This is a genomic window from Candidatus Synechococcus calcipolaris G9 (assembly GCF_029582805.1).
GTDB lineage: Bacteria > Cyanobacteriota > Cyanobacteriia > Thermosynechococcales > Thermosynechococcaceae > Synechococcus_F > Synechococcus_F calcipolaris.
This window is the reverse complement of the sequence record NZ_JAKKUT010000002.1, coordinates 216797-241447: the sequence shown is the minus strand read 5'-3', so window position 1 is coordinate 241447 and position 24651 is coordinate 216797. Positions and strand designations below refer to the sequence as shown.

The following is a 24651-nucleotide window of genomic DNA, read 5'->3' as shown; positions in this document are numbered from 1 at the left end:
GGGTCATTTAACAGGGAGAATCGCTAGATGGCCCTGATCATTGCTGGGGAACGGAGTGGCGTGGGCAAAACCACCATTGCCTTGGCCCTGAATGCGGCCCTCAGGGCTTGGGGAGAATCGGTACAGGTTTTTAAGGTGGGGCCGGACTATATTGACCCCATGTTTCACAGCCGCATTAGTGGGCAGCCCTGCCGTAATCTAGACCCGATTTTGACCAGCCCGGCCTATGTGCAAGCCTGTTTTCAATCCCATTGTCAGGGGGCAACCTACAGTCTGATTGAAGGGGTGATGGGCCTGTTTGATGGCCGTGGGGGGACTCAGGCGGGTAGTACGGCGGATATTGCCCGTATATTAAATCTGCCGATCCTGCTGGTGATTGATGCCCAAAAATTGGCCGGTTCGGTGGCGGCGATCGCCCAGGGGTTTGTCCAATTTGATCCCAAGCTCACCATTGCCGGCCTGATCCTCAATCGAGTCGGCAGCGATCGCCACCAAGCCATTCTGCAAACGGCCCTTGAACCCCTCGACATTCCCATTGTTGGTTGGCTCAGACGGGAGGATGCCATTCAACTGCATCACCGCCACTTGGGCCTCATTCCCTTGGGTGAGATGTCAGATTTTAATGCCCTGGGCGATCGCCTAGCCCATCTGGGCCAAACCTGCTTTGATTGGTCAATTCTCCGGCCGTTATTGGCAGATTCCAAGTCATCCTCCTCCCTGCCAACAGGAGAGCCTCTTCCAGAAAACAATCTCCCTCAAAAAACCCCTAGGGTCTCCTTAGCCATTGCCCAGGATGAAGCCTTTAACTTTTACTATGCCGATAATCTTGATTTACTGACGGCCCTAGGGACAACCCTGGTACCCTGGAGTCCCATAAGGGATACCCATCTCCCCCCTAACATCGGCGGACTTTACTTTGGCGGTGGATTTCCGGAAGTCTTTGCCCCGGACTTATCCGAAAATGAATCGGCCCGGAGAGCGGTTGCCCAAGCCATTCAAAAGGGTATGCCCACCTATGCGGAATGTGGTGGTCTCATGTACCTGAGTGAGGCAATTATTCCTGAAGCGGGTAAAAGCTATCCCATGGTTGGCGTACTACCCACCCAAGCCCACATGGGACAACGCCTCACCCTGGGCTATCGTCACGTCACCGCGATCCAGCCTAGTCCCCTCGTCCCCCTGGAAACAAGGCTGTGGGGCCATGAATTTCACTATTCGCGGCTCACCCCTGAACCCGACTGTCCCCTTTGGCACATTGATGAGGATAATCATAATCCCCTACCATCGGCCCACGAGGGTTGGTTTAGCCCAACGCTCCATGCCAGCTACATCCACCTGCATTGGGGAACTCACCCTGACTTATTGGCGAGATTTTTAGGGAAGATTTACAGCTATCGCCTTCTTCCTTAGGACATTGCTGGCAGGGGGGTGTGGGGGCTTCGCCCCCAGCCAGGGGTTTCACCCCTGCACCCCATCCTAAACCAAGTAGCAATAGCTATATCATTACTCCGTGGCGTGAAGCACATTGTTTTTGGGATTGACGAGGTGCAATAGTTTTTGCTTAATCTGGGTATCGTAAACGTGCCATTTCAGTTTGGCGTACTCGGTATTCTCATTGAGTCCAGATAGGAAGCCCACGGGAATTTCAAACCCCCCCGCCTGGGAGCGACCGCCCCCAAAAAAGCGACCCTGGTTATCCTGACCAAAGGCTTCTTTGATAAATTCATCGGGGTCTAGGGTGATTTTATTAGTCCGCAGGGAGCCGACAATTAACTCCACTTCCTCATCTTCGTCATGGACTAAGCCGTAAACCACCGCCGTATGCACGTTTTCTTCAGTGACTAGGAAATCTGCTGCCTGGGGAATGGCATCGCGATCATCGTAGCGGAGGTAGCCGACTCCGGCAATGGAGAAATTATTATGGATCGAACGATTTTTGAGGGAGCGTTCAATCACATCCATGACTTGTTTTGAGCGATAGGAGAGGAGAACCGTATTGAGCAATTGACAATCGTAGAAGCGACTCAGATAGGCTGCGGCAATAAAATCCTCTTCCTTAGCTTGGCGCAGGCAATTGGTATCGGAGCGGAGACCATGCATCAAGGCCGTCGTACATTTCACATGATCACTGTTGCTGGTATCTAGGGTGAGTAACCCTGCTTGCAGGTATTGGGTAAAAATGGTGGCGGTGGCGCGGGTGGTGGGACGAATATCGGTGAATTCTGCCTGGAGGGAGTCCTGGAGGTTGTGGTGATCCACAATGGCGATCGCCGGTAGGCCCGCTTCCTGGGCCATAGCCAAAAGTTGACTGGTGGTGCCCTGGTTATCCACGAGAACATAGCCACTGTAGACGGTCATGTCCCGTTGCTCCTTGATCTTGCTGCCTTGGGCGGGCCAGCGCACTAGGGGAATGCCGGTGAGACGCACTAGGGTAATATTTTCTTGGTGGCTGAGGGCCCCAGCGTAGGCAATATCACACTGAATATCATACCTATCGGCAATGAGTTTGTAGGTCCAGGCAGAGGACAGGGCATCGGGATCGGGAAAATCTTGCAAAATAACCAGTTGGCGGGTTCCTCGGTGGCGATCGAGGAGTTGGCGCAAGGCTTCTGCCCGCGGATCACTCAGCTTAGGTGCGGATGGTACTTCCCCCTGAATTTTGCCGTTACCATTAATGCCATTACCGTTCCCTTCTATGGTTGGGGCAGTATCAGCTTTAATAGTGGTCGATTCGGGAGCATCAAGCGTGTGAGGAGATTGCATAAGTCGTCAGTGGAAACCCAAGCCTTAAATAACAAAGGAGCGAGACAAGCGTCATGATAAACGTTATGGACGTTCTTCGATCATTGCAAATATTCGCTAATTTGACATCCCCCAAGGGGTTAGGGGAGAACTATTCACCTAAATTAATGTATCGCTTATTCTGGGGCTTTATTCTGGGGTTGGTCATTTTTAGCTTAATTAATATCCCCGTAGTCCAGTCCCAGCAAGTCTTCGATGCCCGGACTGCACCCCCTGTAATGATGGAAAAGACCCTCCAGGAGCTTAGCCATAGTACGGTGATTTACCTCGGGGAAACCCACGATCGGGTGGCGGATCACCAAGCCCAACTAACCATCATTGATCAACTCTACCAAAAACGGCCCCTAGCGATCGCCCTGGAGATGATTCAACGCCCCTTTCAAGCAGTCCTAGATGGCTATATTGCCGGCGAATTAACGGAACTCGAGCTACAGGAGCAAACGGAGTATGCCCAGCGGTGGGGATTTTCCTGGCAGTTGTACGCCCCCATTTTTCGCTTTGCTAAGGAGAACGGGGTCCCCCTGATTGCCCTAAATACGCCCACGGAAGTCACCCGCAAAGTCGCCCGCGAGGGCCTTAATAGCCTCAGCCGTGAGGAGCAAACCTATATTCCTCCCCTTGATGAGATTGATCTTAGCAATGAGGCATACCGGCAACAATTGGCACAAATTTTCCGAGAGGCTCACCAGGGCCAAAGCCATAGCCTGGATTTAGATAAATTTTTCCAGGCCCAAGTTCTCTGGGATGAAACCATGGCCGCCGCGATCGCCAATTATGTTGAAGCCCACCCGGAGCATTTAGTCGTTGTATTGGCGGGCCAGGGTCATGTGCGCTACGGCTATGGTATTCCAGATCGGGTGGCCCGTCGTTTAGAAGATGCCCCTTCTTTTCAACAGCAAATTATTTTACTCAATCCCAGCGAGGGCGATCGCCAAACCCCAGGAATTGCCGATTGGTTTTGGATCAACTCCTAAAGGGCACCTCGAAAAATTGCTCGATCTGCTAAAAATAGAGGCTGAAACCATTGAAATCTCGTTTGCGATCGCCCCGAATTTTGAATTAACGAGGTGCCCTATAGTGAAAAGGCAGTGGTTCCAGTCAATGTGGGGGCATCTTTGGTGCAATTGACGTCCTTGACAACCGTTCAACTTAATCCGTGGATTCAGGAGTGCCAAGCTTTGGCCAGTGGGGGGGAAACCCTGGAGCGATTACCTCCTCCCGATCGCGGTGCGGTGGCGGTCAATATCCAAACCCTAGCCGGCTCTGTTCATTCATGGGGGGCGATCGCCGCTACCTTTCCATTGATGAGTGTGATTAAACCCTTTTTATTGCTCTATATGCTGCACCAGTCTTCCGTTGAAGATGTCTTTAGCCATGTGGGGCGATTTCCTTCGGAGCGACCCTATAACTCTGTCTTGCAATTGGAACTGGATCAAGGCTTCCCCCGCAATCCCATGATCAATAGTGGCGCAATTCGGCTCGCCGCCAACCTGGAGGGGAAAACCCCCCGCCATGCCTGCGATCGTCTGGCCCAATGGCTAAATGACCAGGCCGGTTGTCACCTAAGTCTAGATCGACAGATTTTACACCAAGTTCACTGTCACCCCAATTGGCAGAATCGAGCCTTGGCCCGGCTACTGGAACTGGCGGGCCACATTCAGGATGGGGAAATGGCCTTGGAAATCTATAACTGTATTTGTTGCTTGAGGGGAACGGTGACAGATCTGGCCCGATTAGGGCTTTTACTCGCCGGAGGGCAGCCCCAGATTCAAACCCGCCACCGTCAAGTTGTCAATGCCCTCATGTTTAGCTGCGGTCTCTACGAACGCTCGGCGGACTATGCCATTGATATTGGTCTACCCATCAAGTCTGGGGTCAGTGGTGCCATGGTGGGCATTGTGCCTGGACAAGGGGCGATCGCCAGCTATAGTCCCCCCCTAGATGCCAGCGGGAATTCCGTTTTTGGTCTGTGTTTTTTACGCAGGCTATCCCAGGAACTACAATTAAGTCCCCTAGCCTAGAATTAACAAATTGACCTGCTAACGGGTTAGCCTTCTTCTAGAGGCTCGTCTTCTTCCTGGAGATGAACCACAAGGCGGCGATCGGGTTCTTCACCACGACTAAAGGTTTTTACATTGCCATGGGTTTTAATCAGGGTATGCACGACCCGCCGTTCTGCCGCAGATAGTCCTTGAATTTCTACCTCTTCCCCCGTTTCCTGCACCTGGTGGGCCACATCCTCGGCAATCTCCTGTAACTGCTGATAGCGATCGCGACGATAGCCCGCTAATTCTAGGGTGAAGGCGGTTTGTTCTTCCCGAGGTCGGCCCAAATTTACCGTGGCATTGAGCAAATATTGGAGGGCATCCAAGGCCTGGCCCTTCGCGTCCAATAAATGGGTAATTTGCTGAGGACTCAAGCTGTGCTGATCAATTTCTAACCAACAACCATCCACAACTCCCTCTAGGGGAGAAGGGGTGATGGCCACAGATGCTCGAAAACCAGCCAAACCAAGGGTATGCTCCAGCCAAGAACGGCCCTGCTCTATGGGTTCATCGGTCATGGGTCAACTCGAAGGTTTACGTTTGGTTTTGGATTCAAAGGGTAAGGAACTGCGATTTTTCACCGCCTCGGCTTTTTCCTTTTCATCTAGGAGCTTTTGTAGATTTTCCGGCAGTGGCTCCCGCTGCAAAATAAACGTCTGCACCGTTTGGAAAATGTTGGCAATCAGCATATAGAGTAGCACTCCCGCCGGCAGGGGGAAGAAAAGAAACATCCCCGAAAAAATAATTGGCGTGAGTTGATTCATCGTCTTTTGTTGGGAATTGGCCGCTGCCCCTTGGCCGGATAGTAGCTGGTTCACGTAGAGACTAACCCCAAAGGTTAAAATCATCGCCAAAATGTCCCAGTGAATCCCCCCCCAATTAATTTGCCGTCCCCCCCCCGGCAATGTGGTGACTAACTCATTGTCCACCGCACCAACTCGCCCTAGGGCGGAAATAAACAAAAAGCCCTTCTCCGCCGCCATGCCGGGAATCGTTCCCTGAATCGTCACATCACCCGGCTGCATAGCCACTAAATGACCCGTTTCATCCAGCGTTACCCGCTCTTGGCCGCGAGTAATTTGCCAGGAGGGCTGAATCTGGGTCTCTGGATAGCTCTTGAGCAGTTCTGTAAAGGGCTTTCCTTCCTTTGTTTGAAAATCGAGATTCACGTCCTGGCCAACCCCCAGTTTGGTTCCACTGGGGAGCACCGCTTGTACCGGATAGTGGATGCCCTCGGCAACATAGATATTTTGGGGCTTACTGGAAAAGGGCTGTACTTCCGTGACTTGCTCCGATGGCACAATTTGCAGGTTTACTTGGTAATTGACATTGGCAAAGGGTGATCCCCGCAGGGTGGCAAATAGGGCAAACAGAATCGGTAACTGAAGCAGTAGGGGAAAGCAGCCCGCCAAGGGATTCCCAAACTCCTTGTAGACCTCCGACATCGCCTTTTGTTGTTCCGTCGGGTTGTCTTTGTACCGTTCCTGAATTTCTTTCATCCGCTCCTGCATGAGGGGCTGTACCACCTTCATCCGCCGCATATTGCGAATTGATCCAGCACTGAGGGGATACACAGCAAAACGAATGACGAGGGTTAATGCCACGATCGCCAAGCCATAACTAGGCACAATCCCGTAGAAAAAATCCAGGATTGGCAGCATGACGTTGTTAGAAAGAAATCCAATACCAAAATCCATGGGGTCGCACGCACCTGCGGTTAAAGAGCAATTACAGAACTATCTTAACTGCCGATAGCACCACTGACGCTTTGGGCTTGGGGAGTCAGCTTTTCGGCAATGAAGGCATAGATGTCACGGAAGTTGGGAACAGCACGCATTTCTAGGCGATTACCATCCTTGAGGGTGACAACCATATCGCCATAGGAACCCCAACCTCGGGGAACTGTGACCACCTTGGCGACTTCCGTATAGACCACATCGGAGCGATCGCGGCCCATCCAACCGCCAATGACGGTAATGCGCCGATTGGTGATCCGATACCGCAGCCACAGGGCACGGACAATTGCCCCCACGGTGAGGGGTAGGCAAATGACGGTAAAGCCCAAAAGAATATTAATCATTAAATCACCCCAGTGGGGCCCGCCTTCATAGTAAATGTCTTCTTTAATTCCTGGCATGGAAAAGTCCTGCTCTAGCCACTAACTGCTTTAATTCTGGCAGAAATTGCCCACTCTGTTGACCCACGGCCGCCGCCCGGGCCACAAGAACCACATCCCAGCCAGAAACTAGAAGGGGTAAAAGCTGCCGACACAGTACCCTCAACTGCCGCTTAATGCGGTTGCGTTGGACGGCTTTTTTACTGACTTTAGAGCCAACAACAATGCCAATGCGGGTTTCTGTCCCAACCGTCTGCGGGCAAACCCAAAGGACAAGCCACGGACTATGGAAACTCGTCCCCTGCTGATAGACTCTAGCAAAGTCCCGACGATGGCGGAGTCGATGCTGGGCAGGTAACACTAGGTCACATTAGACAGCAAGCCGCGATCGCCCTTTACGCCGCCGTGCTTTAATGACTTGTTGACCAGTTTTTGTCCGCATTCTTGCGCGAAAGCCGGAAGTGCGTTTACGTTTGCGAACAGTGCCGCCGAATGTGCGTTGAGTCATGGCTGTATAATCTTTATCTTACTAACAACCCTCACAGGGGCAATATTCCTGGGAGCGATCTACAATCATATCACCTCCAGGGAAACCTGCAAGTCATTTTGTTGGGGGTGGCCGTTTTCTTTTGGCTATGGGCTGAGGTTTTGAGTGGATATCAGTGCTGCGGATCTATGGAAGGATATTTTAGAGCGGTTACAATTACTTTTGAGCCGACCCACCTTTGAAACGTGGATCAAGACCGCTACGGTTGAATCCTTTAACGGGCAGATGCTAACAATCTGTACCCCCAATCCCTTTGCCCGGAATTGGTTGCAGAAATACTATGTCAAGACAATTGCTGATGTTGCCCACGATATCCTTGGCCATCCCATTGACATTCAGTTGGCGATCGCCCAGGGGATGGAACCCGATGCCAGCCTGAATCTGGAACTCATTAGCCCCGAAAATGGCAATAGTGGTAGCCATGGTCCCAACCTTAGCCAGGGAACTCCTCCTCAACGGCAACGCAGTATCAGTGACCTCAACCCCAAGTATGTCTTTTCCCGCTACGTGGTAGGCCCCAACAATCGCATGGCCCATGCAGCCTGTTTAGCCGTGGCCGAATCCCCAGGGCGGGAATTTAATCCCTTGTTTCTCTGTGGTGGGGTCGGGTTGGGGAAAACCCATCTCATGCAGGCGATCGGTCATTACCGCCTAGAGAACGATGCCAATGCCAAAATTTTCTATGTCTCTACGGAGCAGTTTACCAACGATTTAATTGCGGCCATTCGCAAAGACAGTATGCAGGCCTTTCGGGAGCATTACCGAGCGGTAGATGTGATTTTAGTCGATGACATTCAGTTTATTGAGGGCAAGGAATATACCCAGGAAGAGTTTTTCCATACCTTTAATACCCTCCACGAAGCCGGGAAGCAGGTTGTATTGGCCAGCGATCGCCCCCCCAGTCAAATTCCCCGCTTACAGGAGAGGCTCTGTTCCCGTTTTTCCATGGGCTTAATTGCAGATATTCAACCCCCCGATTTAGAAACCCGCATGGCCATTCTCCAAAAAAAAGCGGAATACGAAAATATTCGCCTGCCACGGCAAGTGATTGAATACATTGCCGCCAGCTATACCTCTAACATCCGTGAATTGGAAGGAGCCTTAATTCGAGCCGTAGCTTATATTTCTATCTCTGGTTTGCCCATGACCGTAGAAAACATTTCTCCCGTCCTAAATCCAGCCACTCGAAAAATTGAAACCTCACCGGAGATCATTCTCGATGTGGTCTCCCAAGCTATGAATATCCCCATTAGTGATCTGAAGGGAAACTCCCGTCGTCGAGAAATTAGTGTCGCCCGTCAATTGGGAATGTACTTAATGCGTCAATATACGGGACTGAGCTTACCTAAAATTGGTGAAGAATTTGGTGGTAAGGACCATACAACCGTCATGTATAGTTGTGACAAAGTGGCAGAACTCCAACGTACAGATCCGGAAATGGGTGCGTTACTACGGCAACTGAGCGATCGCATCAATTTAGCTAGTCGCCCATCGGATAATTAGAAATAAATTATACTTAACGGGACTTTTCTTCTAAATAGTCTATATCTAAATAGTCCATAATTGAGACAAGGTCACCCTACCAGGTTTTTGGCTTAAATTTATCATTATTGAGAATAACAATGCTATCACCGGACTGGGCTAGGACAAATAACCCCTGGTGATAAGCATAGCGGGCAACATCGGCGGGAATTACCATGGCGGCAACGGCGGCCATTGCATTCATTTGACGGTAACGAGGCATCAGGTCTTTGAATTTGGCTAACCGCTCTAAATGTTCATCCACATCAGTTTGACTGAGTTTACTTTTGACTTCAATCAAAATCACATCGGTCTCGTTCACCACAAGTAGGTCAATTTCAATGGCTCCTTCCGGTCGGTTAACAGAAATATCGGCGTGGAGTTCATGGACATCAATTCCCCGTTCTCGAAAGAGACGGACAGCAGCGGGACGGACTTGCCATTCGACAAATTCGCCGAGGCGGTTGCCTAAGTCACCAATTTGTTTGTTCACTTGCTGGATTTGGCGATCGGTCTTTCGGGATTGCTCCTTGAGAAGTCGCTCGGTTTCCTGGGACTGCTCCTTGAGAAGCCGCTCGGTTTCTTGAAATCGTCGTTCGGTTTCTTTTTGGGCTTCGGCGAGTTCACCCAATAAACGCCATACATCATCGGCAGTGGTTGCCATGGTTTTGACCCTAGGTTTTTATGGCTTGGCTATCTCTAGGATACCTAACTGCACTCCGCCGCTAGGGCAGACTCTACGGGCACACCATCAATCTCTAGGACTGCCCCTCCCTCTACTAATTGACACAGGCTTTGCTCTAGGGGAAGTTGGGGTTGCTCCTGACCTTGCAAAATGGTTAGTAGCTCTTGGGGAAATTTCAACTCTACGGGTGCAGGCACAAAGACAAAGATGGTTGGTGGTGGCGGTGTCACTGGGGGCGCGGGGGGTTGGGGCGCGCTTGATGTGACAGGTGTGACGACTGGCGGTGCAGGGGGTTGCACTACAGGACTAGTGGCTGGAGTTGTTGTAGGTGTAGGGGGATCACTAGGAGGAGTGGGACAAACTCCCAAATCCTGACATTGAAATTGAAATGCCCCTAAATCGAGCAAGCCTTCCCTGAGGCGAGGTAAACCCCGCTGATCTGTGGCTGGCAAACCTGTTTGGCTAGGATCACCGACCGCTAAGGCTGGACTGTCCGGTAAGAGGGCATGGGTTTGGGTGGGGCCGCCATTGTCAGCGAGGGGGCCAATAATTTGACTAGTTGGAATTGAAGGAGCAAAGTAATTAACGTTTTCTGTGCCACTGGAGATCGCGCCATTAATGCCCAGAGTGTTGTTTTGCCCAATAAGGTTATTGTCGGTAAATTTTAGAGTGTTAGTGTTACTAATTTCAGGGCCGGTGGGTGCAGTGTTACCACTAATAATGCTGTTGGTCACGGTAAGCGTACCAGTATTGTCAATCCCGCCGCCATTCATGTTGAAGCCATTAAGCGTATTGCCACTGATGGTGCTGTTGGTCACGGTAAGCGTACCAGTATTAGCAATCCCGCCGCCATAGGCGTTGAAGCCATCAACCGTATTGCCACTAATGGTGCTGTTGGTCACGGTGAGCGTACTAATATTGGCAATCCCGCCGCCAGTGCTGTTGAAGCCATCAACCGTATTGCTACTGATGGTGCTGTTGGTCACGGTGAGCGTACCAGCATTCACAATCCCGCCGCCAGTGCTGTTGAAGGCACTAGCCTTCCCTCCTGTAATAGCCAGATTGCTCAGATTAACCATACCCCCTGTAATATTGACCACCCGACGAGTATTTTGCCCACTAAGAATGGTACTTGCTGCTTCTTGCCCGTTAATCGTTACATTTCGATCAATCGTTAGCGTTGCCCCTTGATAGGTTCCGGCTCCTAAATTAATTGTCCGGGTTCCAGCGACTGTACCAATGGCATCATGGGCATTCTGAATATTCGATGTTTCAGGAGAAGACTCTGGATTGACAAAATTCAGGTTAAAGGTCAACCCACCTGTACTCGTCATGGAAATAGTTGCTACTCCAGACCGGAGAAACTGTCGCCCAGTTAGCGTTAAAGATGCCGTTCCCCCTCCGGTTTGATTAATACTAGTGGTGAGGGTAATATCACCTGCCTCTGACCCCGGCTGATTCGTTGTCAAAACAACACTAGTACCATTATTTAAGCTGGTTTCAATCGATCCTGGTGTAACTGTGCCACCCGTAGGCGCAATATTGATATTGAGTGGGTCTAGGAGCCAAGTGCCATTTTCCCCAGATATTGCACCTGCATTCACTTGGGCGGTTTCTCCAACTTGCAGCAGATTTTTCCCAGAGGTTTCGACAAAGCCGCCATTACCCCCTAATGCCCCACCCCGGGCCATAATCGTGCCATTAAAGACGGTGCTGTTATCTGCCCAATTAATCACTGTGCCGCCATTGCCTTGAGTTACCGCATCCGCTGTCATCACAGTGTTATTGTCCACAAACAGGTGCTGGGCATTGAAACTACTATCCAGGCGACCTGTACCTGCTGTTCCTCCCAGATAGTCACCACCTCCCAAGATCGTGCCGCCCCCTACACCTCCAGAGGCATTGAGTTGGGCATTAAGCATCGCCACATTTTGACCGAGGACATTGATCTGTCCGCCCATCCCCTCAGGATTCGACACATCTATCGTGCCACTGGCAACCGCCGTTGCTCCTTCAACGGACACATTCACCTTACTGGGGTCATGCACCAAGCTAATCGAGCCATCGGGATTATGTACCACGCTATTCACCCGTGGACGATCTTCTCCCCCCGTAATCAATCGGGGTAAATCTACCGCTTCAATCACCCCATCTTCGGGGATCCGATCCGCTGGAATCTCTAAGCTAAGGATCATCCCCTCCTGGGAAATCCGCACCATGCCTGTCTCGGGAATCGCCTGAATTGTAATGGTTCCCCCTGGAGCCGATAGGGTTCCTGTATTGAACACCTGATGACCCATCAACGTTAAATTCTGCCCTGGGCCAACGGCTAAATTCCCTTCATTAATAATAATTCCTGTACTTAAAAACTCAAATCCGGTGGGGTTTCCCACTAGGTTGGCGTAGTCATTAAACCCATTAATGTCAAAAATACCGCCGTCAAAATGCACCCGTTGGGCGGTGGAGGCATGGAACGCTGCTGGTACGTTTAACTGGGCATTGGGCCCGAAAACAATTCCCGCAGGATTGAGCAAATAGAGGTTGCTATTGCCTCCCGTTACCTGGATTAAGCCATTGATATAGCTGACATCGCCACCATTCACGCCCGCCAGGATATTTTGAACCTTGGAATTGGATAAAAAGTTGGCAATCTGCCCATCACTTAGACCAAATTGCTTAAAAAGGTGAAATAAATTTTTGCCATCCCTGGAAAACGCACCACCGCCAATGTCAAACTGCTGACCATTTACGGTAACAGTTGTACCTGTGCCCCCCACTGCTGGCGTAATCTGGGCGAGAGCAGGGGAGGGAAGAAGGTAACCCAACAAGGCAATAGAAGGGGACAATTGACGGATTATTTCGAGCATTTTCTTAGGCTAAGCAACGGGAATATCTAATAATGTAGCTAACTTTTAGAGATCGCCCCTGAGTCCTCTAAAAATTCGTTATTTCTCTTTAAATTTATATTTATATCTTAATCATTTAACGCCTGAAACCACTGCCCTAAATTGTTCAGTTCACTGAAATCTGGCAGAGCATCCCCAAGGGTTTCTTCTTGTCGTCCACGTTGAAATCCTTGATCAAGTCTTTTGCGTTCCCCTTCTTGGAGAATGTCTTGATAAATGACCGATTCGCGCATCATTCCCTCCCAAAAAATGGGCGGTGGTTGCCACCATGGTTTTGATTAACCTCTAAATATACTAAAAGGGCATTAATATCTGCTGGGTTTACCCCCCCAATGCGACCCGCCTGTCCCAAGGTTAAGGGGCGCACCTGACTGAGTTTTTCCCGCGCTTCCATGGAGAGGGTTTCAATTTGGTTATAGTCTAAATCCATCGGTAGCGATCGCTGGCTTTGACGAGACACTTGATCAATTTGGCGTTGTTGGCGATCGATATAACCGGCATATTTGATGGCAATTTCCACCGCTTCCTTTTCCAGGGTTCCTAGGGTTGAATTGCCCAGGTGATAACGTTCAAGATCGCGATAGTGAAACCCCGATCGCCGCAATAAATCAGCTAACGTGATTGCACCCTTAATGGCTTGCTGGGTATCTTGGGCAATGGCGCGGCCAAGGGTTTCTTGTTCCTTAACCCGGGTGGTGTCGAGTCGTTGGGCTTCGGCGGCAATTTGAGCCTGTTTTCTTTGAAAAATCTGCCAGCGGCGATCGCAAATTAGGCCAATCTCTCGTCCCAAAGGGGTAAGGCGTTGATCCGCATTATCCGATCGCAACACAAGTCGATATTCCGAGCGACTGGTCAGCATCCGATAGGGTTCTCGCAATTCCTTTGTGCAAAGATCATCAATCAGGGTGCCGATGTAACTCTGCTCCCGCGCAAATGTGATCATCTCCTTGCCCTGGGCAAAGTGGGCCCCATTAATGCCAGCGACAATGCCCTGGGCGGCGGCCTCTTCATAGCCCGTGGTGCCATTAATTTGTCCGGCACAAAATAACCCTGCGATCTTCTTGGTCATCAGTGTTGGATAGCACTGGGTTGCCGGTAAATAGTCGTACTCCACCGCGTAGGCGGGGCGCAGCATAATACATTGCTCTAATCCAGGTAAAGTTCGCAACACCGCGAGTTGCAAATTTTCCGGCAATCCCGTCGAAAATCCTTGAATATAGAGTTCGGGAATGTCTCGCCCTTCCGGTTCAATGAAGATCTGATGGCTTTCTTTATCGGCAAAGCGGACAATTTTATCTTCAATACTGGGACAGTAGCGGGGCCCCTTGGCATCCACCCATCCCCCATACACCGGGGTTAGGTGTAGATTTTCACGAATGAGGGCATGGGTTGCGGCCGTAGTCCGGGTAAGATAGCAGTTCATCTGCTCCCGCTCAATCCAGGCCTGGGGATCAAAGCTAAACCAGCGAATAGTTGGATCCGGTGGTTGAGGCTCCATTTTGCCGTAGTCTACCGATCTCCGATCCACCCGGGCCGGTGTGCCTGTTTTTAAGCGGCCGGTTTCAAAGCCTAAATGCTGTAAGGTTTGGGTTAAACCCTCGGCAGCAAATTCACCCGCCCGCCCCGCTGCCATGGATTTATTGCCCACCCAAATTCGCCCCCCCAAAAACGTGCCCGTAGTCAGAACCACCGCCCGACAGCCAAAGGCAACCCCGAAGTAGGTTTCAACCCCAATCACCCCACTATGGTGATCTAAAATCAGGTCTGTCACCATTGCTTCCCGTACCCAAAGGTTGGCTTGGTTTTCAATGATGTGTTTAGTGACGGCGGCATATTCCCGTTTATCGGTTTGGGCCCGTAATGCCCAGACGGCAGGCCCCCGTGAGTTATTCAACAGGCGTTTTTGCAGATAGGTGCGATCGCTAATGCGGCCGATTTCTCCCCCTAGGGCATCCACTTCATGGACTAATTGGGATTTGGCAGGGCCACCCACCGCCGGATTACAGGGTTGCCAGGCAATTTTATCCAGATTCAGGGTGAGCAAAAGGGTACGGCAGCCTAACCGGGCCGAGGCCAGGGCCGCTTCACAACCGGCATGACCCGCTCCCACCACCACCACTTCAAACTCATCTTGAAAATGGGGTAACGAAGGTTTCGACACGACGGAATTCAACACAGAATTAGACGAATCAGCCATGGGTGGGGGACAATCTCTGGAAAAAACAGCATCTCCTTCCATTATCGGCTAGAGGAAGGTAAGCAAAATTCCCTAGGGCTAAGAATGAGGGCGATCGCCGGGTCGATGGATGTATAGTAAAGATTAAGAACAAATGTAAAGTTTCATGAAGAGTTATGCAGCTTACACCTAGCTTAGAGTCCTTAAACGTCAACCTAACGGATATAACCCACCACGCCTACGAAACAGTTCAACGCGGTAAACATTTTTTTGCGATCGCCCATAAGGCCCTGAGTACCCACATTTTTCTGGGCCTATTTCCACCCACCCAAAAACGAACCCAACCCCTATCCCCAGAGGTTTTAGCCTGGGTACAAGAACGCTACAATGCCCTGCTGGAAACGGATTGGCAGGGTGCCGAACGGGGAATTTACCCCATAGATTTACTGTTTGATGCTCCTTGGACAGAGTTTTTGCAATTTTATCCCAGCCTCTGGCTGGACTCTTCCAAGATGTGGCAACGGGCCAATGCCAATATGTTTCAGGAATTTGATGCCGCCATTAACTTGGAGAACTATCCCCAATACTATCGGCAAAATTTTCACTACCAGACCGATGGCTATTTGAGTGAGACCTCCGCCAATCTGTACGATATGCAGGTGGAAATTCTCTTTGGTGGTACAGCGGATGCCATGCGGCGGCGGATATTAGCTCCCCTAGTGGATCATGTTCAAAGGAATTCCCCATCCCCGCGAATCCTGGATATTGCCTGTGGCACGGGACGGACATTAAAGCAATTGCAGGCCGCCTTTCCCACCGCATCCCTGTTTGGCTTAGATTTATCAGAGAGCTATCTTCGCAAGGCTAATACACTCCTGATCCAAGAAGCCGGTGTGCTTCCCCAATTAGTGCAGGGCCGGGCCGAAGACCTTCCCTATGTGGAAAATCATTTTGATATTTTGACCTGTATATTTCTATTCCATGAACTTCCTGCGCCCGTGCGCCAACAGGTTATTGCCGAAGCCTATCGAGTTCTTCAGCCTGGCGGTATGTTCATTCTTTGTGACTCCATTCAGGTAGCAGATTTTCCGGGACAGCGGGTGATGATGGATAACTTTGCTAACCTCTACCATGAGCCGTTTTATCGAAATTACATCGAAGATGATATTAGCCAACGCCTGACGGATGACGGATTTGAACTTTTAGGCGTAGAATACCATTTTATGAGTAAGTATTGGATCGTTCGTAAACCGTAAGAGTTTGTAACATCAGAGAAACAAAGTTAGGTGTCCACATTCAACGCACACTCTCTCTGAAGGGGGTCATTTCTGTAAGGCACTCTTTCTCCTATTTTTGCTAAGCCGATGTACTATTGATGATATCTCCGCTTGACAGAAAGGATGAAACCAACACTAAGCATCAAACAACTGTGTGCTGAAGCAGAGCAGTTTGCTGAGATAGAGTCCATATACGATGAACCCAAGCTTTACGGAGTAACTGACGGAAAGGCTGTTGGAACCTATCTTGAACAAAAGTTCACAGCATACTTGGCTGAAAACTATAATTACCAGCCCGGAAATTCAGCTTCAGGTATTGATCTCCCTGATCTTGAAGTTGATATAAAGGTGACTAGTGTAAAGCAGCCTCAATCTTCATGCCCTTTCAAGTCTGCCACCCAAAAAGTCTTTGGACTTGGATATCATCTTCTGGTTTTTGTCTACGACAAATACGATGACCCTGATAACAGAACTGGAAGATTGGATATGCAGCACACTATATTTATAGACAAGAGTAGAACAGCAGATTTTCAAACAACCAGAGGCATCTTAGATATTTTAAATCGTGATGGGAATAAAGATGACATCCTTGCCTTTTTGGAAGACAGAAACTTACCAGTTGATGAGATAGGAGCAAACCAATTGGCTGATAGAATACTAGAATCACCTCCGAATCAAGGCTATCTAACGATATCTAATGCTCTTCAGTGGAGGTTGCAATACGGACGTGTTATTCAACAGGCAGGTAATGTTTCAGGAATAGTTAGAGTTCAATAATCGAAAATGGTGAAGTCATTAGATAAATGGCAGTTCGGTGATTTCCAGACACCTAATGAACTTGCAAAATGTGCGACTAGACTGCTTAGAAAAAAACACGGCATCTCTCCCGATCTAGTAATAGAGCCAACTTGTGGAAAAGGAGCTTTTCTTAGAGCATCTCTAAGTGAGTTTGAGTGCTCTAAGATTATAGGTTTTGATATTAATGAGAAATATGTTGAGAAAGCAAAAGAAACCTTGTCAAAATATCCAAATTCAGAAAATGTAACTGTTCTAACAGAAGATTTTTTCGGCATTGATTGGGATTTCTTTCTTGCTAATTTTTCAGGTTATATCTTAGTCATTGGGAATCCTCCTTGGGTTACAAGCAGCGAACTAAGCATTCTCAACAGCAAAAACTTGCCTTCAAAGTCAAATTTTCAGAATCGTCGAGGCATTGATGCTATAACAGGTTCAGGTAATTTTGATATTTCAGAATGGATGCTACTGAAACATGCTGAATGGCTCACAAAAAGAGAAGGAACTATAGCTCTCCTGTGCAAGTATTCAGTAGCACGTAAAGTCTTTAGGCAAATAAGAAAAAGATCAGGTAATAGATTCTCTGCTTCCATTTACCTAATTGATGCAAAAGCTTTCTTTGGAGCTTCAGTAGAGGCTTGCTTCTTTATCTTATCTACTAATTCTCATACCAATTCTGACTGCGTTGTTTATAAAGACCTAATATCAGATCAGATACTGTATCTTATTGGTGAAAGAGATGGTTTTATCCTCAAAGACACAGCAAAATACGAAAAATGGAAGCATTTATTAGGCCAAGATATGAGATATACTTGGCGTTCTGGAATTAAACATGATTGTTCTAAAGTAATGGAACTAGAGCAAGTTGAAAATGGGCTATTTCAAAATGGAATGCATCAAAAATATTCACTTGAAACAGATTATCTATATCCTCTTTTGAAAAGTTCGGATATTGGAAATGGTAGGATTAATACCTGTCGAAAATTTGTCTTAGTTACGCAAAAAACAATAGGCAGCGATACAAGTATTATCAAAGATAAAGCACTTAATACTTGGCAGTATCTACTTGAACATGATGTTCTATTAAGTCGTAGAAAAAGTTCGATATACAAAGACAAGCCTCCCTATTCTATATTTGGCGTAGGAGAATATTCATTTAAGAAGTGGAAGATTGCTATATCTGGATTTTATAAGAGGTTGAATTTCTGGCTTGTCAAGCCCATTGATAATAAACCAGTCATGCTAGATGATACTGTTAATTTTTTGTCCTTTGACACGGAGAATGAAGCCAATTTTATATTGAGTCTTCTTAATTCCAAGCCATCCCTCGAATTTCTTGAATCTATGATTTTTGGGATGAAAAAAGACCAATAACTATAGCTATTCTAAGAAGGCTCTCCCTAAAAGCTATTGCTAAAGAAATAGGTTTCTTGGAGAAGTACATGGAATTAGCTGAAGTTGTGCGAGTTAACCCTAGCGGACAGCTAGAGTTGGGATTAGCAGAGCAAGCATCGCGCTATCAAGATCGATAGACACTTAATACTGCTTTGGTGCGGACAAACCAGAGGTTATCGGTTAGAGTTCAGGGTTGTCTGTCGCCGCACAACTTCACCATTAGAGATACAAGATCATTCGTAAACCCTCATCTACTTCTGTCTGCAAATAATTTTGCAATGAACCGATGCATTAACAGTCCTCATGGGGCAGAGACCTACAACTGTATCCTTGCCATTACTAGATCTAAATCAGATGACTCTTTTGAGTAAACTTGTTTTAGCTTATACAGAACTTGATTACGGTCGTATCTTTTCAAATAGGCTTGTAACGCTTTTGTATAAAGCTCACTGCGCGACAATCCTAACTCCTGAGCCAAGGTTTCTGCTTTTTCAAAAATTGAGTCTGGAAACAAAATTGCAGTTTTCATAGTGATATTTACTGTTAATTTACGATCTATGCATACCCTGGTTATACAAAAACCGTAAAAATCATAGCAATCCCAATGCGATGGCTACAGGTCTAAACCCTTTCAAACATAAGTAAAATTTTTATTTTCAATTAAGACATTTGATATATCTAATGATTCAAATGATACATTTTTTGGCTAAAGTTGACTCATTGATCTGGTTCTATTATCTGGCTCCTCAGGATAGAAATTTTTCAATTAAAATAAACGTTCCGCCTCAAGGTGGTTTTATGAAATTAATCAATTCGATCCATTTTCGTAATTTGACTGGAGATGCCTTTGGCGGCCTAACGGCAGCCATTGTGGCTCTACCCATGGCCCTTGCCTTTGGAGTTGCATCGGGAGCGGGGGCGATCGCCGGTCTGTATTGTGCAATTTTACTGGGCTTTTTTGCGGCCTTATTTGGGGGAACCCCCACCCTGATTTCCAATCCCACCGGGCCGATGACGGTGGTGATGACCGCTGTCTTGGCACGAATGACGGCCAGTGACCCAGAACAGGGAATGGCGATGGCCTTTACGGTGGTGATGTTGGCGGGGGTGTTTCAGATTATTTTTGGGGCCTGTAAACTGGGCAAATTTATTACCCTCATGCCCTACACCGTCATCTCTGGATTTATGTCGGGGATTGGCCTAATTATGGTACTGCTGCAAATTGCCCCCTTTCTCGGTCAGGTTAATCGGGGAGGCATTAAGGGAGCAATTATTAATCTTCCTGAATATATTTCCAATGCCAATTCCGCAGCGATTATTCTCGCCTCCATGACCCTGGCAGTTATTTTTTTAGTTCCTGGCAAGGTGCGCCGTTTTTTGCCACCCCAATTGATTGCTCTAATCCTGGGGACGATTATTTCCTTGGTGGTTTTTGGAGATAGTGACTTGGCGCGGATTGGCGAAATTCCCATCAGTTTACCCAAATTGCAGTTTCCCACCTTCAGTGCCGATCGCCTCGAAGTGATGCTTTTAGATGCGGTGATGTTGGGAATGTTGGGCTGTATTGATTCCCTCTTAACCTCCGTGATTGCCGATAGTATTACCCAAACCCAGCACGATTCCGATAAGGAACTCATTGGCCAGGGAATTGGCAATATTATCTGTGGTGTTTTTGGGGGATTACCTGGGGCAGGGGCAACCATGGGGACGGTGGTCAATATTCAAGCGGGCGGCCGCACGGTGCTATCGGGGATGATTCATTCCGGAATTCTACTTGTGATTGTATTGGGGGCAGCCCCTCTGACCCAACCCATTCCCCATGCGGTATTGGCGGGTATTTTAGTGAAAGTGGGTTTAGATATTATTGACTGGAAATTTTTGAAGCGGGCCCATCGTCTATCCCTGCGGACGGCCGCCATTATGTATGGGGTCATGCTGCTGACGGTATTTGTGGATTTAATTGTCGCCGTCGGGGTTGGGGTATTTGTTGCCAATATTCTCACCATTAAACGATTGGCGGATATTCAATCGGATAAAGTCAAAGCCATTACCGCCGCTGACGATGAAACACCCCTATCAACAGAGGAAAAGGCCCTCCTGCGGCAAGCATCGGGGCAAGTGTTGCTCCTCCATTTAGGAGGGCCGATGAGTTTTGGTGCTGCCAAGGCCATTTCCCAGCAGCAAGTAATTATGCAAAATTACCGAGTCCTGATCCTTGATCTGAGTGATCTGCCCTTATTGGGAGTAACCGCCACCCTAGCCATTGAGAGCTTACTCCAAGAAGCCCGCAAGCGTCATGTAGAGGTCTTTTTAGTTCGAGGCTCCGCTGCGGTGCAAACTCGCCTGGCCCGGTTTGATATTCTCAAGACCATTCCGGAAAGTCATCAACTGGGCGATCGCCAGACGTCCCTCGAAAGAGCACTTGGTTCTTTGCTTGCGGAAGTGTAGTGACCTTTGGAGAATGGGGATGGAAAAAGTTGAGTAGAATAGTACCACCCCACCCCATTCGCCATGGAACCTCCCATCCCTGAGGCCTTTGATCCCATTGATCGGGAAGCCTTTGAAAATCCCACATTACAACGGCTCTGGTTATTTATTTACTTGATGCCCATTTTTGGTTTAATTCCATCCCTCTGGAATCTAAGTCAACGCAGCAGCGATCGCCGGCAACGGGCTGTGAGTCGTCTGGCCATTACGTTGGCATTGACCTGGGTTCTGGGGTATGGGCTACTGAATTGGGGGGCGGGGTTTAGTGAAGGCTTCGGTATCACCCAATCTGGTTTTCTGGTTATTAATAGTCTCTGGAGTTCCAGTTATTTTGTCGTCAGTCTTTGGCTCATGGTACGGGTGTGGCAACGGCGATCGCTCCGTATTCCTGGCCTTAGTCGCCTTTCTAAATACTTGCCTTAGTTTGCCCCTTTAGTGAGCCATTGCCCCCTTAGTTGTGACCTATGTCCCCCCGCCGTTGGTTTGTACTCCTAGTTGGTCTAGGCGTTATCTTGGGCCTGATGCTCTGGCTAGTGAACTCCCTTCATTGGCTTTATATTCAGGTCTCCTTTACAACGCCCCTGCTCGCCAATATTTTACTGCTGCTGTTGATTGCCCTGCTGGCGGGCCTGGTCTATGCCTTTTTCTATTACCTCTTTCTCTTTGGTAAAGGGGGCAAAAAAAAGCGGCGATCGCCCCATCTGCGGGTTCCCGTGGAAAAAACCGAGGCGGCGGAAGAAACCCTGCGGGCGGTGCGGCGGCAACTGAGTCAAATTGAAGATGAAGTAGCTCGCCAAGCCCTATTGATTCGGGCTAGGGAATTAGAAGATAGTTTTGTCCGCCAAGAATTTCGGGTGGTTGTTTTTGGGACCGGTTCCGCCGGTAAAACCTCCCTAGTGAATGCCCTCCTAGGGGAGATGGTGGGGGAGGTGGGGGCCCCCATGGGAACCACGGATGTGGGGGAAACCTATAGCTTCTGGCTGGGGGACATGGATCAGGAAATTCTAGTGACCGATACCCCTGGCATCCTAGAGGCAGGCATTGCCGGAACCTATCGGGAGCAAATGGCACGCCAATTGGCCGCCGAGGCGGATCTCCTCCTATTTGTTTTAGATAATGATCTGCGCCAGTCTGAATATACCCCCCTCGTTAACTTGGTCGATATGGGGAAGCGATCGCTCTTGGTGCTGAACAAAATTGATCTCTTGCCGGAGGAGGATCAGCTGGCCCTCCTCAAACAATTGCGTTGGCGGGTGAAGGGACTTATTGCGGCGGCGGATGTTATCGGTATTGCCGCCCATCCCCAACCCCTGCGCCTAGAAACGGGGGAATGGCTTGATCCCCAACCCCATATTTTGCCCCTGATTCGGCGGATGGCAGCGGTTTTACGGGATGAGGGAGATGATTTAATTGCCGATAATATTTTGCTCCAATCCCAACGCCTAGGGGATGAAGCCAGGCAAATTATTGATCAACAGCGGCGACGGCAGGCGGAAAAGGTCGTAGAGCGGTATCAGTGGATTGGGGCCGGGGTCATTTGTGTTACGCCGATTCCGGTAGTAGATCTATTGGCCACCGCTGCGGTGAATGCCCAAATGGTGGTGGAAATTGGCAAGGTCTATGGCTGTGAACTTAACCGCGATCGCGGCCGGGATCTGGCCCTATCCCTGGGCAAAACCCTCGCCAGTCTCGGTATTGTCAAGGGAGCCGTGGATTTGATCGCAGCGGCTCTGCAACTCAGTTTGGGGGGCATCGTCATTGGCAAAGCTGTCCAAAGTATTAGTGCAGCCTACCTCACCCGCATTGCCGGAAAAAGTTTTATTGAATATTTTCGCCATAACCAGGATTGGGGGGATGGGGGCATGACGGAAGTGGTGCAACAGCAGTTTCAACTGAATCGCCGGGATGAATTTATTAAAGCCTTTGTCCAGGAAGCGATCGCCAAACTACCGGAAAGCCTTGGTAAAGTTATTCCTGCCCAACTCAGCCGCCCCCTTGAAGACCTCCGGGAACGGGAAGAAGAAAATTGGCTCCCCTAGAACATTTGAGGTATGGCCTGCTAAATTAAATGGGTTTGGGGTTGTTGCCACCGTAAATTGGAGGGTATTATGACCTCAGCGATCGCCAGCCAGCACCCTAGCTCTCCCTGATCATGCAATTTTTATCTGCATCGTCCTTGTTTATTTCTCCCGATCAAAATATTGTCATTGCCGCATCCGATGTCGGCATGAACTTTCGAGCAGGACAACAGATGGTTCCCGTTTTGCAAAATATCAACCTATCTGTCCCTGCGGGAAGCATCGAGCTATTGATGGGGCCATCGGGGTCGGGGAAAACCACCCTATTATCCATCCTGTCGGGGATTCTCACCCCCACCAGTGGCCAAGTTCATCTTCTTGGTAAAAATATTACTGCCCTCTCGAAGCGGGCCCTTGCTCGTTTTCGTTTAGAGCATATCGGTTTTATTTTTCAAGGGTTTAACCTATTTCCGGCCCTAACAGCCTTAGAAAACGTAGAAACCACCTTTAATCTCAAGGGAATTCGCGGCCATGAGGCCAAACAAAAAGCGGGGCAACTCTTGGAGCAGGTGGGACTGATCCATCGATTAGATTACTTACCCCAAGACCTCTCCGGCGGCCAAAAACAACGGGTGGCGATCGCCCGGGCCTTGGCGGGGGATCCCCAGCTGATTCTTGCCGATGAACCTACGGCGGCCCTAGACTCCCATAGTGGTCGGCAAGTCATTGAGATTTTGAAGTTTTTAGCCAAGGAAAAAGGATGCACGGTGCTGATGGTGACCCACGATCGCCGCATTGCCGACATTGCCGATCGCATTACCTATCTGGAAGATGGGATGATTACCGATAGTCCCATTGAAATGCCCCATTGAGTTAATCCATGGCCGTCTCTGCTTTTGTCACTGGAGCCAGTGGCTTTGTTGGCACGAATTTAGTCCATCTCCTGGTGGAAAAAGGGTATCAAATCAGGGCCCTGGTAAGAAATCCAGATCGGGTTCCCCATCTCCACACCCTCGGCATTGATCTGATTCCGGGGGACTTAAACGTAAACCCAGCCGATTTAGCACAGCAGATGCAGGGCTGTTCCGTTCTCTTCCATGTGGCGGCCCATTACAGCCTTTGGCAACGGGATCGGGATATTCTCCACCAAAGTAATGTCTTAGGCACACGCAATATCCTGGCAGCGGCCCGTCAAGCCGGAATAGAGCGCACCGTCTATACCAGTTCCGTGGCGGCGATCGGCGTGGATCCATCGGGTCAGCCGGGGACAGAGGCCTATCAAAGTCCCCCCGAAAAACTCATCGGTGATTACAAAAAATCTAAGTATTGGGCCGAGCAGGAAGCGGTCAACGCCGTGCAGCAGGGCCAGGATATTGTCATTGTCAATCCCAGTACCCCCATTGGCCCCTGGGATGCTAAACCCACCCCCACGGGTGAGATGATTTTGAAATTTTTGCGGGGTCAAATGCCCGTCTATGTGGAAACCGGATTGAACCTGATCCATGTGCGGGATGTGGTGATGGGCCACCTCCTAGCCCTAGAAAAGGGCAAAAGGGGCGATCGCTATATTTTGGGCCATCAAAACCTTACCCTGGGGGAGATTCTAAATCGTTTAGCCACCCTAACGGGCCTACCCCGACCTTGGGGAGCGATTCCGATCCAACTTCCCCTTGCCGTTGCCTGGATAGACGAAATGCTCTTAACCAAGCTGGGTAAACCGCCGTCTGTTCCCATTGCTGGGGTACAAATGGCACGGCAAAAAATGTTTTATGATGCCAGTAAAGCCGTAAAAGAACTAGGTTTACCCCAAAGCCCCATTGACCAAGCCCTCCAGGATGCCATTGATTGGTTCCAGGAACATGGCTATGCTTAAATAACCCT

23 protein-coding genes are annotated in these 24651 nt (G+C 49.2%); 12 read left to right on the top strand and 11 right to left on the bottom strand.

The window, feature by feature from the left end:
- The first annotated feature begins 27 nt into the window (after positions 1-27).
- The gene (locus L3556_RS03865; protein WP_277865992.1) at positions 28-1410 is read left to right on the top strand and encodes a cobyrinic acid a,c-diamide synthase CobB; all 1383 of its coding nucleotides are present in this window, start codon (positions 28-30) and stop codon (positions 1408-1410) included.
- Between the two features lie 93 nt (positions 1411-1503).
- Here L3556_RS03865 and L3556_RS03860 read toward each other — a convergent pair whose 3' ends face one another.
- The gene (locus tag L3556_RS03860; protein WP_277865991.1) at positions 1504-2763 is read right to left on the bottom strand and encodes a DHH family phosphoesterase; all 1260 of its coding nucleotides are present in this window, start codon (positions 2761-2763) and stop codon (positions 1504-1506) included.
- 65 nt (positions 2764-2828) lie between these two features.
- Between L3556_RS03860 and L3556_RS03855 the strand changes: the two genes are divergently transcribed.
- Positions 2829-3776, top strand: coding sequence for a ChaN family lipoprotein (locus L3556_RS03855; RefSeq protein WP_277865990.1), 948 nt, complete (start codon positions 2829-2831; stop codon positions 3774-3776).
- Positions 3777-3869: 93 nt separating this feature from the next.
- Positions 3870-4823 carry a glutaminase gene (locus L3556_RS03850; RefSeq protein WP_277865989.1) on the top strand — a complete coding sequence of 318 codons (954 nt, stop codon included), beginning with the start codon at positions 3870-3872 and terminating at the stop codon, positions 4821-4823.
- Positions 4824-4849: 26 nt separating this feature from the next.
- On the opposite strand, the gene L3556_RS03845 is transcribed toward L3556_RS03850, so the two are convergent.
- Genes L3556_RS03845 through rpmH form a run of 5 tightly spaced genes read right to left on the bottom strand, consistent with a single transcriptional unit; the run spans position 4850 to position 7471 of the window.
- Positions 4850-5365 carry a Jag family protein gene (locus tag L3556_RS03845; protein ID WP_277865988.1) on the bottom strand — a complete coding sequence of 172 codons (516 nt, stop codon included), beginning with the start codon at positions 5363-5365 and terminating at the stop codon, positions 4850-4852.
- 3 nt (positions 5366-5368) lie between these two features.
- A complete protein-coding gene (yidC, locus tag L3556_RS03840; RefSeq protein WP_277865987.1) occupies positions 5369-6544 on the bottom strand; it encodes a membrane protein insertase YidC in 1176 nt (391 codons plus the stop codon).
- 44 nt (positions 6545-6588) lie between these two features.
- Complete coding sequence (locus L3556_RS03835; protein ID WP_277865986.1) at positions 6589-6984, bottom strand: PH domain-containing protein; 396 nt, start codon at positions 6982-6984, stop codon at positions 6589-6591.
- Positions 6971-7324 carry a ribonuclease P protein component gene (gene rnpA, locus L3556_RS03830; RefSeq protein WP_277865985.1) on the bottom strand — a complete coding sequence of 118 codons (354 nt, stop codon included), beginning with the start codon at positions 7322-7324 and terminating at the stop codon, positions 6971-6973. The genes L3556_RS03835 and rnpA overlap by 14 nt, the downstream gene beginning before the upstream one ends.
- Before the next feature lie 9 nt (positions 7325-7333).
- Positions 7334-7471 carry a 50S ribosomal protein L34 gene (gene rpmH / locus L3556_RS03825; protein WP_277865984.1) on the bottom strand — a complete coding sequence of 46 codons (138 nt, stop codon included), beginning with the start codon at positions 7469-7471 and terminating at the stop codon, positions 7334-7336.
- 144 nt (positions 7472-7615) lie between these two features.
- On the opposite strand from rpmH, the gene dnaA reads away from it, so the two are divergent.
- Positions 7616-9013, top strand: a complete 1398-nt coding sequence (dnaA, locus tag L3556_RS03820) for a chromosomal replication initiator protein DnaA (RefSeq protein ID WP_277865983.1) — start codon at positions 7616-7618, stop codon at positions 9011-9013.
- Positions 9014-9089: 76 nt separating this feature from the next.
- On the opposite strand, the gene L3556_RS03815 is transcribed toward dnaA, so the two are convergent.
- The 4 genes from L3556_RS03815 to mnmG form a co-directional block, all read right to left on the bottom strand.
- The gene (locus tag L3556_RS03815) at positions 9090-9695 is read right to left on the bottom strand and encodes a DUF3782 domain-containing protein (RefSeq protein WP_277865982.1); all 606 of its coding nucleotides are present in this window, start codon (positions 9693-9695) and stop codon (positions 9090-9092) included.
- 44 nt (positions 9696-9739) lie between these two features.
- Positions 9740-12583 carry a two-partner secretion domain-containing protein gene (locus L3556_RS03810; protein WP_277865981.1) on the bottom strand — a complete coding sequence of 948 codons (2844 nt, stop codon included), beginning with the start codon at positions 12581-12583 and terminating at the stop codon, positions 9740-9742.
- A 107-nt stretch (positions 12584-12690) separates the two neighbouring features.
- Positions 12691-12858 (bottom strand): hypothetical protein, encoded by a 168-nt coding sequence (locus L3556_RS03805; protein ID WP_277865980.1) that lies wholly within the window; start codon positions 12856-12858, stop codon positions 12691-12693.
- Positions 12855-14783, bottom strand: coding sequence for a tRNA uridine-5-carboxymethylaminomethyl(34) synthesis enzyme MnmG (gene mnmG / locus L3556_RS03800; protein WP_277865979.1), 1929 nt, complete (start codon positions 14781-14783; stop codon positions 12855-12857). Before mnmG ends, L3556_RS03805 begins: the two co-directional genes overlap by 4 nt.
- Before the next feature lie 191 nt (positions 14784-14974).
- On the opposite strand from mnmG, the gene L3556_RS03795 reads away from it, so the two are divergent.
- The 3 genes from L3556_RS03795 (at position 14975) to L3556_RS03785 (ending at position 18244) form a co-directional block, all read left to right on the top strand.
- Entirely contained in the window at positions 14975-16054 is a 1080-nt protein-coding gene (locus L3556_RS03795; RefSeq protein WP_277865978.1) for a class I SAM-dependent methyltransferase, read from the top strand.
- Positions 16055-16198: 144 nt separating this feature from the next.
- On the top strand, positions 16199-16852 hold the full coding sequence (locus L3556_RS03790; protein WP_277865977.1) for a type II restriction-modification system restriction endonuclease: 654 nt from the start codon (positions 16199-16201) through the stop codon (positions 16850-16852).
- A 6-nt stretch (positions 16853-16858) separates the two neighbouring features.
- Positions 16859-18244: an N-6 DNA methylase gene (locus L3556_RS03785; protein ID WP_277865976.1), complete on the top strand. Its 1386-nt coding sequence runs from the start codon at positions 16859-16861 to the stop codon at positions 18242-18244.
- Positions 18245-18581: 337 nt separating this feature from the next.
- On the opposite strand, the gene L3556_RS03780 is transcribed toward L3556_RS03785, so the two are convergent.
- On the bottom strand, positions 18582-18794 hold the full coding sequence (locus tag L3556_RS03780; protein WP_277865975.1) for a hypothetical protein: 213 nt from the start codon (positions 18792-18794) through the stop codon (positions 18582-18584).
- Positions 18795-19063: 269 nt separating this feature from the next.
- Between L3556_RS03780 and L3556_RS03775 the strand changes: the two genes are divergently transcribed.
- The 5 genes from L3556_RS03775 to hpnA all read left to right on the top strand — a co-directional run bounded on the left by L3556_RS03775 (position 19064) and on the right by hpnA (position 24643).
- Positions 19064-20713, top strand: a complete 1650-nt coding sequence (locus tag L3556_RS03775) for a SulP family inorganic anion transporter (RefSeq protein WP_277865974.1) — start codon at positions 19064-19066, stop codon at positions 20711-20713.
- A gap of 63 nt (positions 20714-20776) precedes the next feature.
- A complete protein-coding gene (locus L3556_RS03770) occupies positions 20777-21175 on the top strand; it encodes a hypothetical protein (protein ID WP_277865973.1) in 399 nt (132 codons plus the stop codon).
- A gap of 41 nt (positions 21176-21216) precedes the next feature.
- Positions 21217-22791, top strand: coding sequence for a YcjF family protein (locus L3556_RS03765; RefSeq protein ID WP_277865972.1), 1575 nt, complete (start codon positions 21217-21219; stop codon positions 22789-22791).
- 137 nt (positions 22792-22928) lie between these two features.
- A complete protein-coding gene (locus tag L3556_RS03760) occupies positions 22929-23642 on the top strand; it encodes an ABC transporter ATP-binding protein (RefSeq protein ID WP_277865971.1) in 714 nt (237 codons plus the stop codon).
- Between the two features lie 8 nt (positions 23643-23650).
- On the top strand, positions 23651-24643 hold the full coding sequence (gene hpnA, locus L3556_RS03755; protein WP_277865970.1) for a hopanoid-associated sugar epimerase: 993 nt from the start codon (positions 23651-23653) through the stop codon (positions 24641-24643).
- Positions 24644-24651: the final 8 nt, after the last annotated feature.

Excerpts from the sequence above, each read along its gene's own strand:
- L3556_RS03865 (WP_277865992.1), top strand. The coding sequence starts at position 28 with ATGGCCCTGATCATTGCTGGGGAACGGAGTGGCGTGGGCAAAACCACC.
- L3556_RS03860 (WP_277865991.1), bottom strand. The coding sequence starts at position 2,763 with ATGCAATCTCCTCACACGCTTGATGCTCCCGAATCGACCACTATTAAA.
- L3556_RS03855 (WP_277865990.1), top strand. The coding sequence starts at position 2,829 with ATGGACGTTCTTCGATCATTGCAAATATTCGCTAATTTGACATCCCCC.
- L3556_RS03845 (WP_277865988.1), bottom strand. The coding sequence starts at position 5,365 with ATGACCGATGAACCCATAGAGCAGGGCCGTTCTTGGCTGGAGCATACC.
- yidC (WP_277865987.1), bottom strand. The coding sequence starts at position 6,544 with ATGGATTTTGGTATTGGATTTCTTTCTAACAACGTCATGCTGCCAATC.
- L3556_RS03835 (WP_277865986.1), bottom strand. The coding sequence starts at position 6,984 with ATGCCAGGAATTAAAGAAGACATTTACTATGAAGGCGGGCCCCACTGG.
- rpmH (WP_277865984.1), bottom strand. The coding sequence starts at position 7,471 with ATGACTCAACGCACATTCGGCGGCACTGTTCGCAAACGTAAACGCACT.
- L3556_RS03815 (WP_277865982.1), bottom strand. The coding sequence starts at position 9,695 with ATGGCAACCACTGCCGATGATGTATGGCGTTTATTGGGTGAACTCGCC.
- L3556_RS03810 (WP_277865981.1), bottom strand. The coding sequence starts at position 12,583 with ATGCTCGAAATAATCCGTCAATTGTCCCCTTCTATTGCCTTGTTGGGT.
- L3556_RS03805 (WP_277865980.1), bottom strand. The coding sequence starts at position 12,858 with ATGATGCGCGAATCGGTCATTTATCAAGACATTCTCCAAGAAGGGGAA.
- L3556_RS03795 (WP_277865978.1), top strand. The coding sequence starts at position 14,975 with ATGCAGCTTACACCTAGCTTAGAGTCCTTAAACGTCAACCTAACGGAT.
- L3556_RS03790 (WP_277865977.1), top strand. The coding sequence starts at position 16,199 with ATGAAACCAACACTAAGCATCAAACAACTGTGTGCTGAAGCAGAGCAG.
- L3556_RS03785 (WP_277865976.1), top strand. The coding sequence starts at position 16,859 with ATGGTGAAGTCATTAGATAAATGGCAGTTCGGTGATTTCCAGACACCT.
- L3556_RS03780 (WP_277865975.1), bottom strand. The coding sequence starts at position 18,794 with ATGAAAACTGCAATTTTGTTTCCAGACTCAATTTTTGAAAAAGCAGAA.
- L3556_RS03775 (WP_277865974.1), top strand. The coding sequence starts at position 19,064 with ATGAAATTAATCAATTCGATCCATTTTCGTAATTTGACTGGAGATGCC.
- L3556_RS03770 (WP_277865973.1), top strand. The coding sequence starts at position 20,777 with ATGGAACCTCCCATCCCTGAGGCCTTTGATCCCATTGATCGGGAAGCC.
- L3556_RS03765 (WP_277865972.1), top strand. The coding sequence starts at position 21,217 with ATGTCCCCCCGCCGTTGGTTTGTACTCCTAGTTGGTCTAGGCGTTATC.
- hpnA (WP_277865970.1), top strand. The coding sequence starts at position 23,651 with ATGGCCGTCTCTGCTTTTGTCACTGGAGCCAGTGGCTTTGTTGGCACG.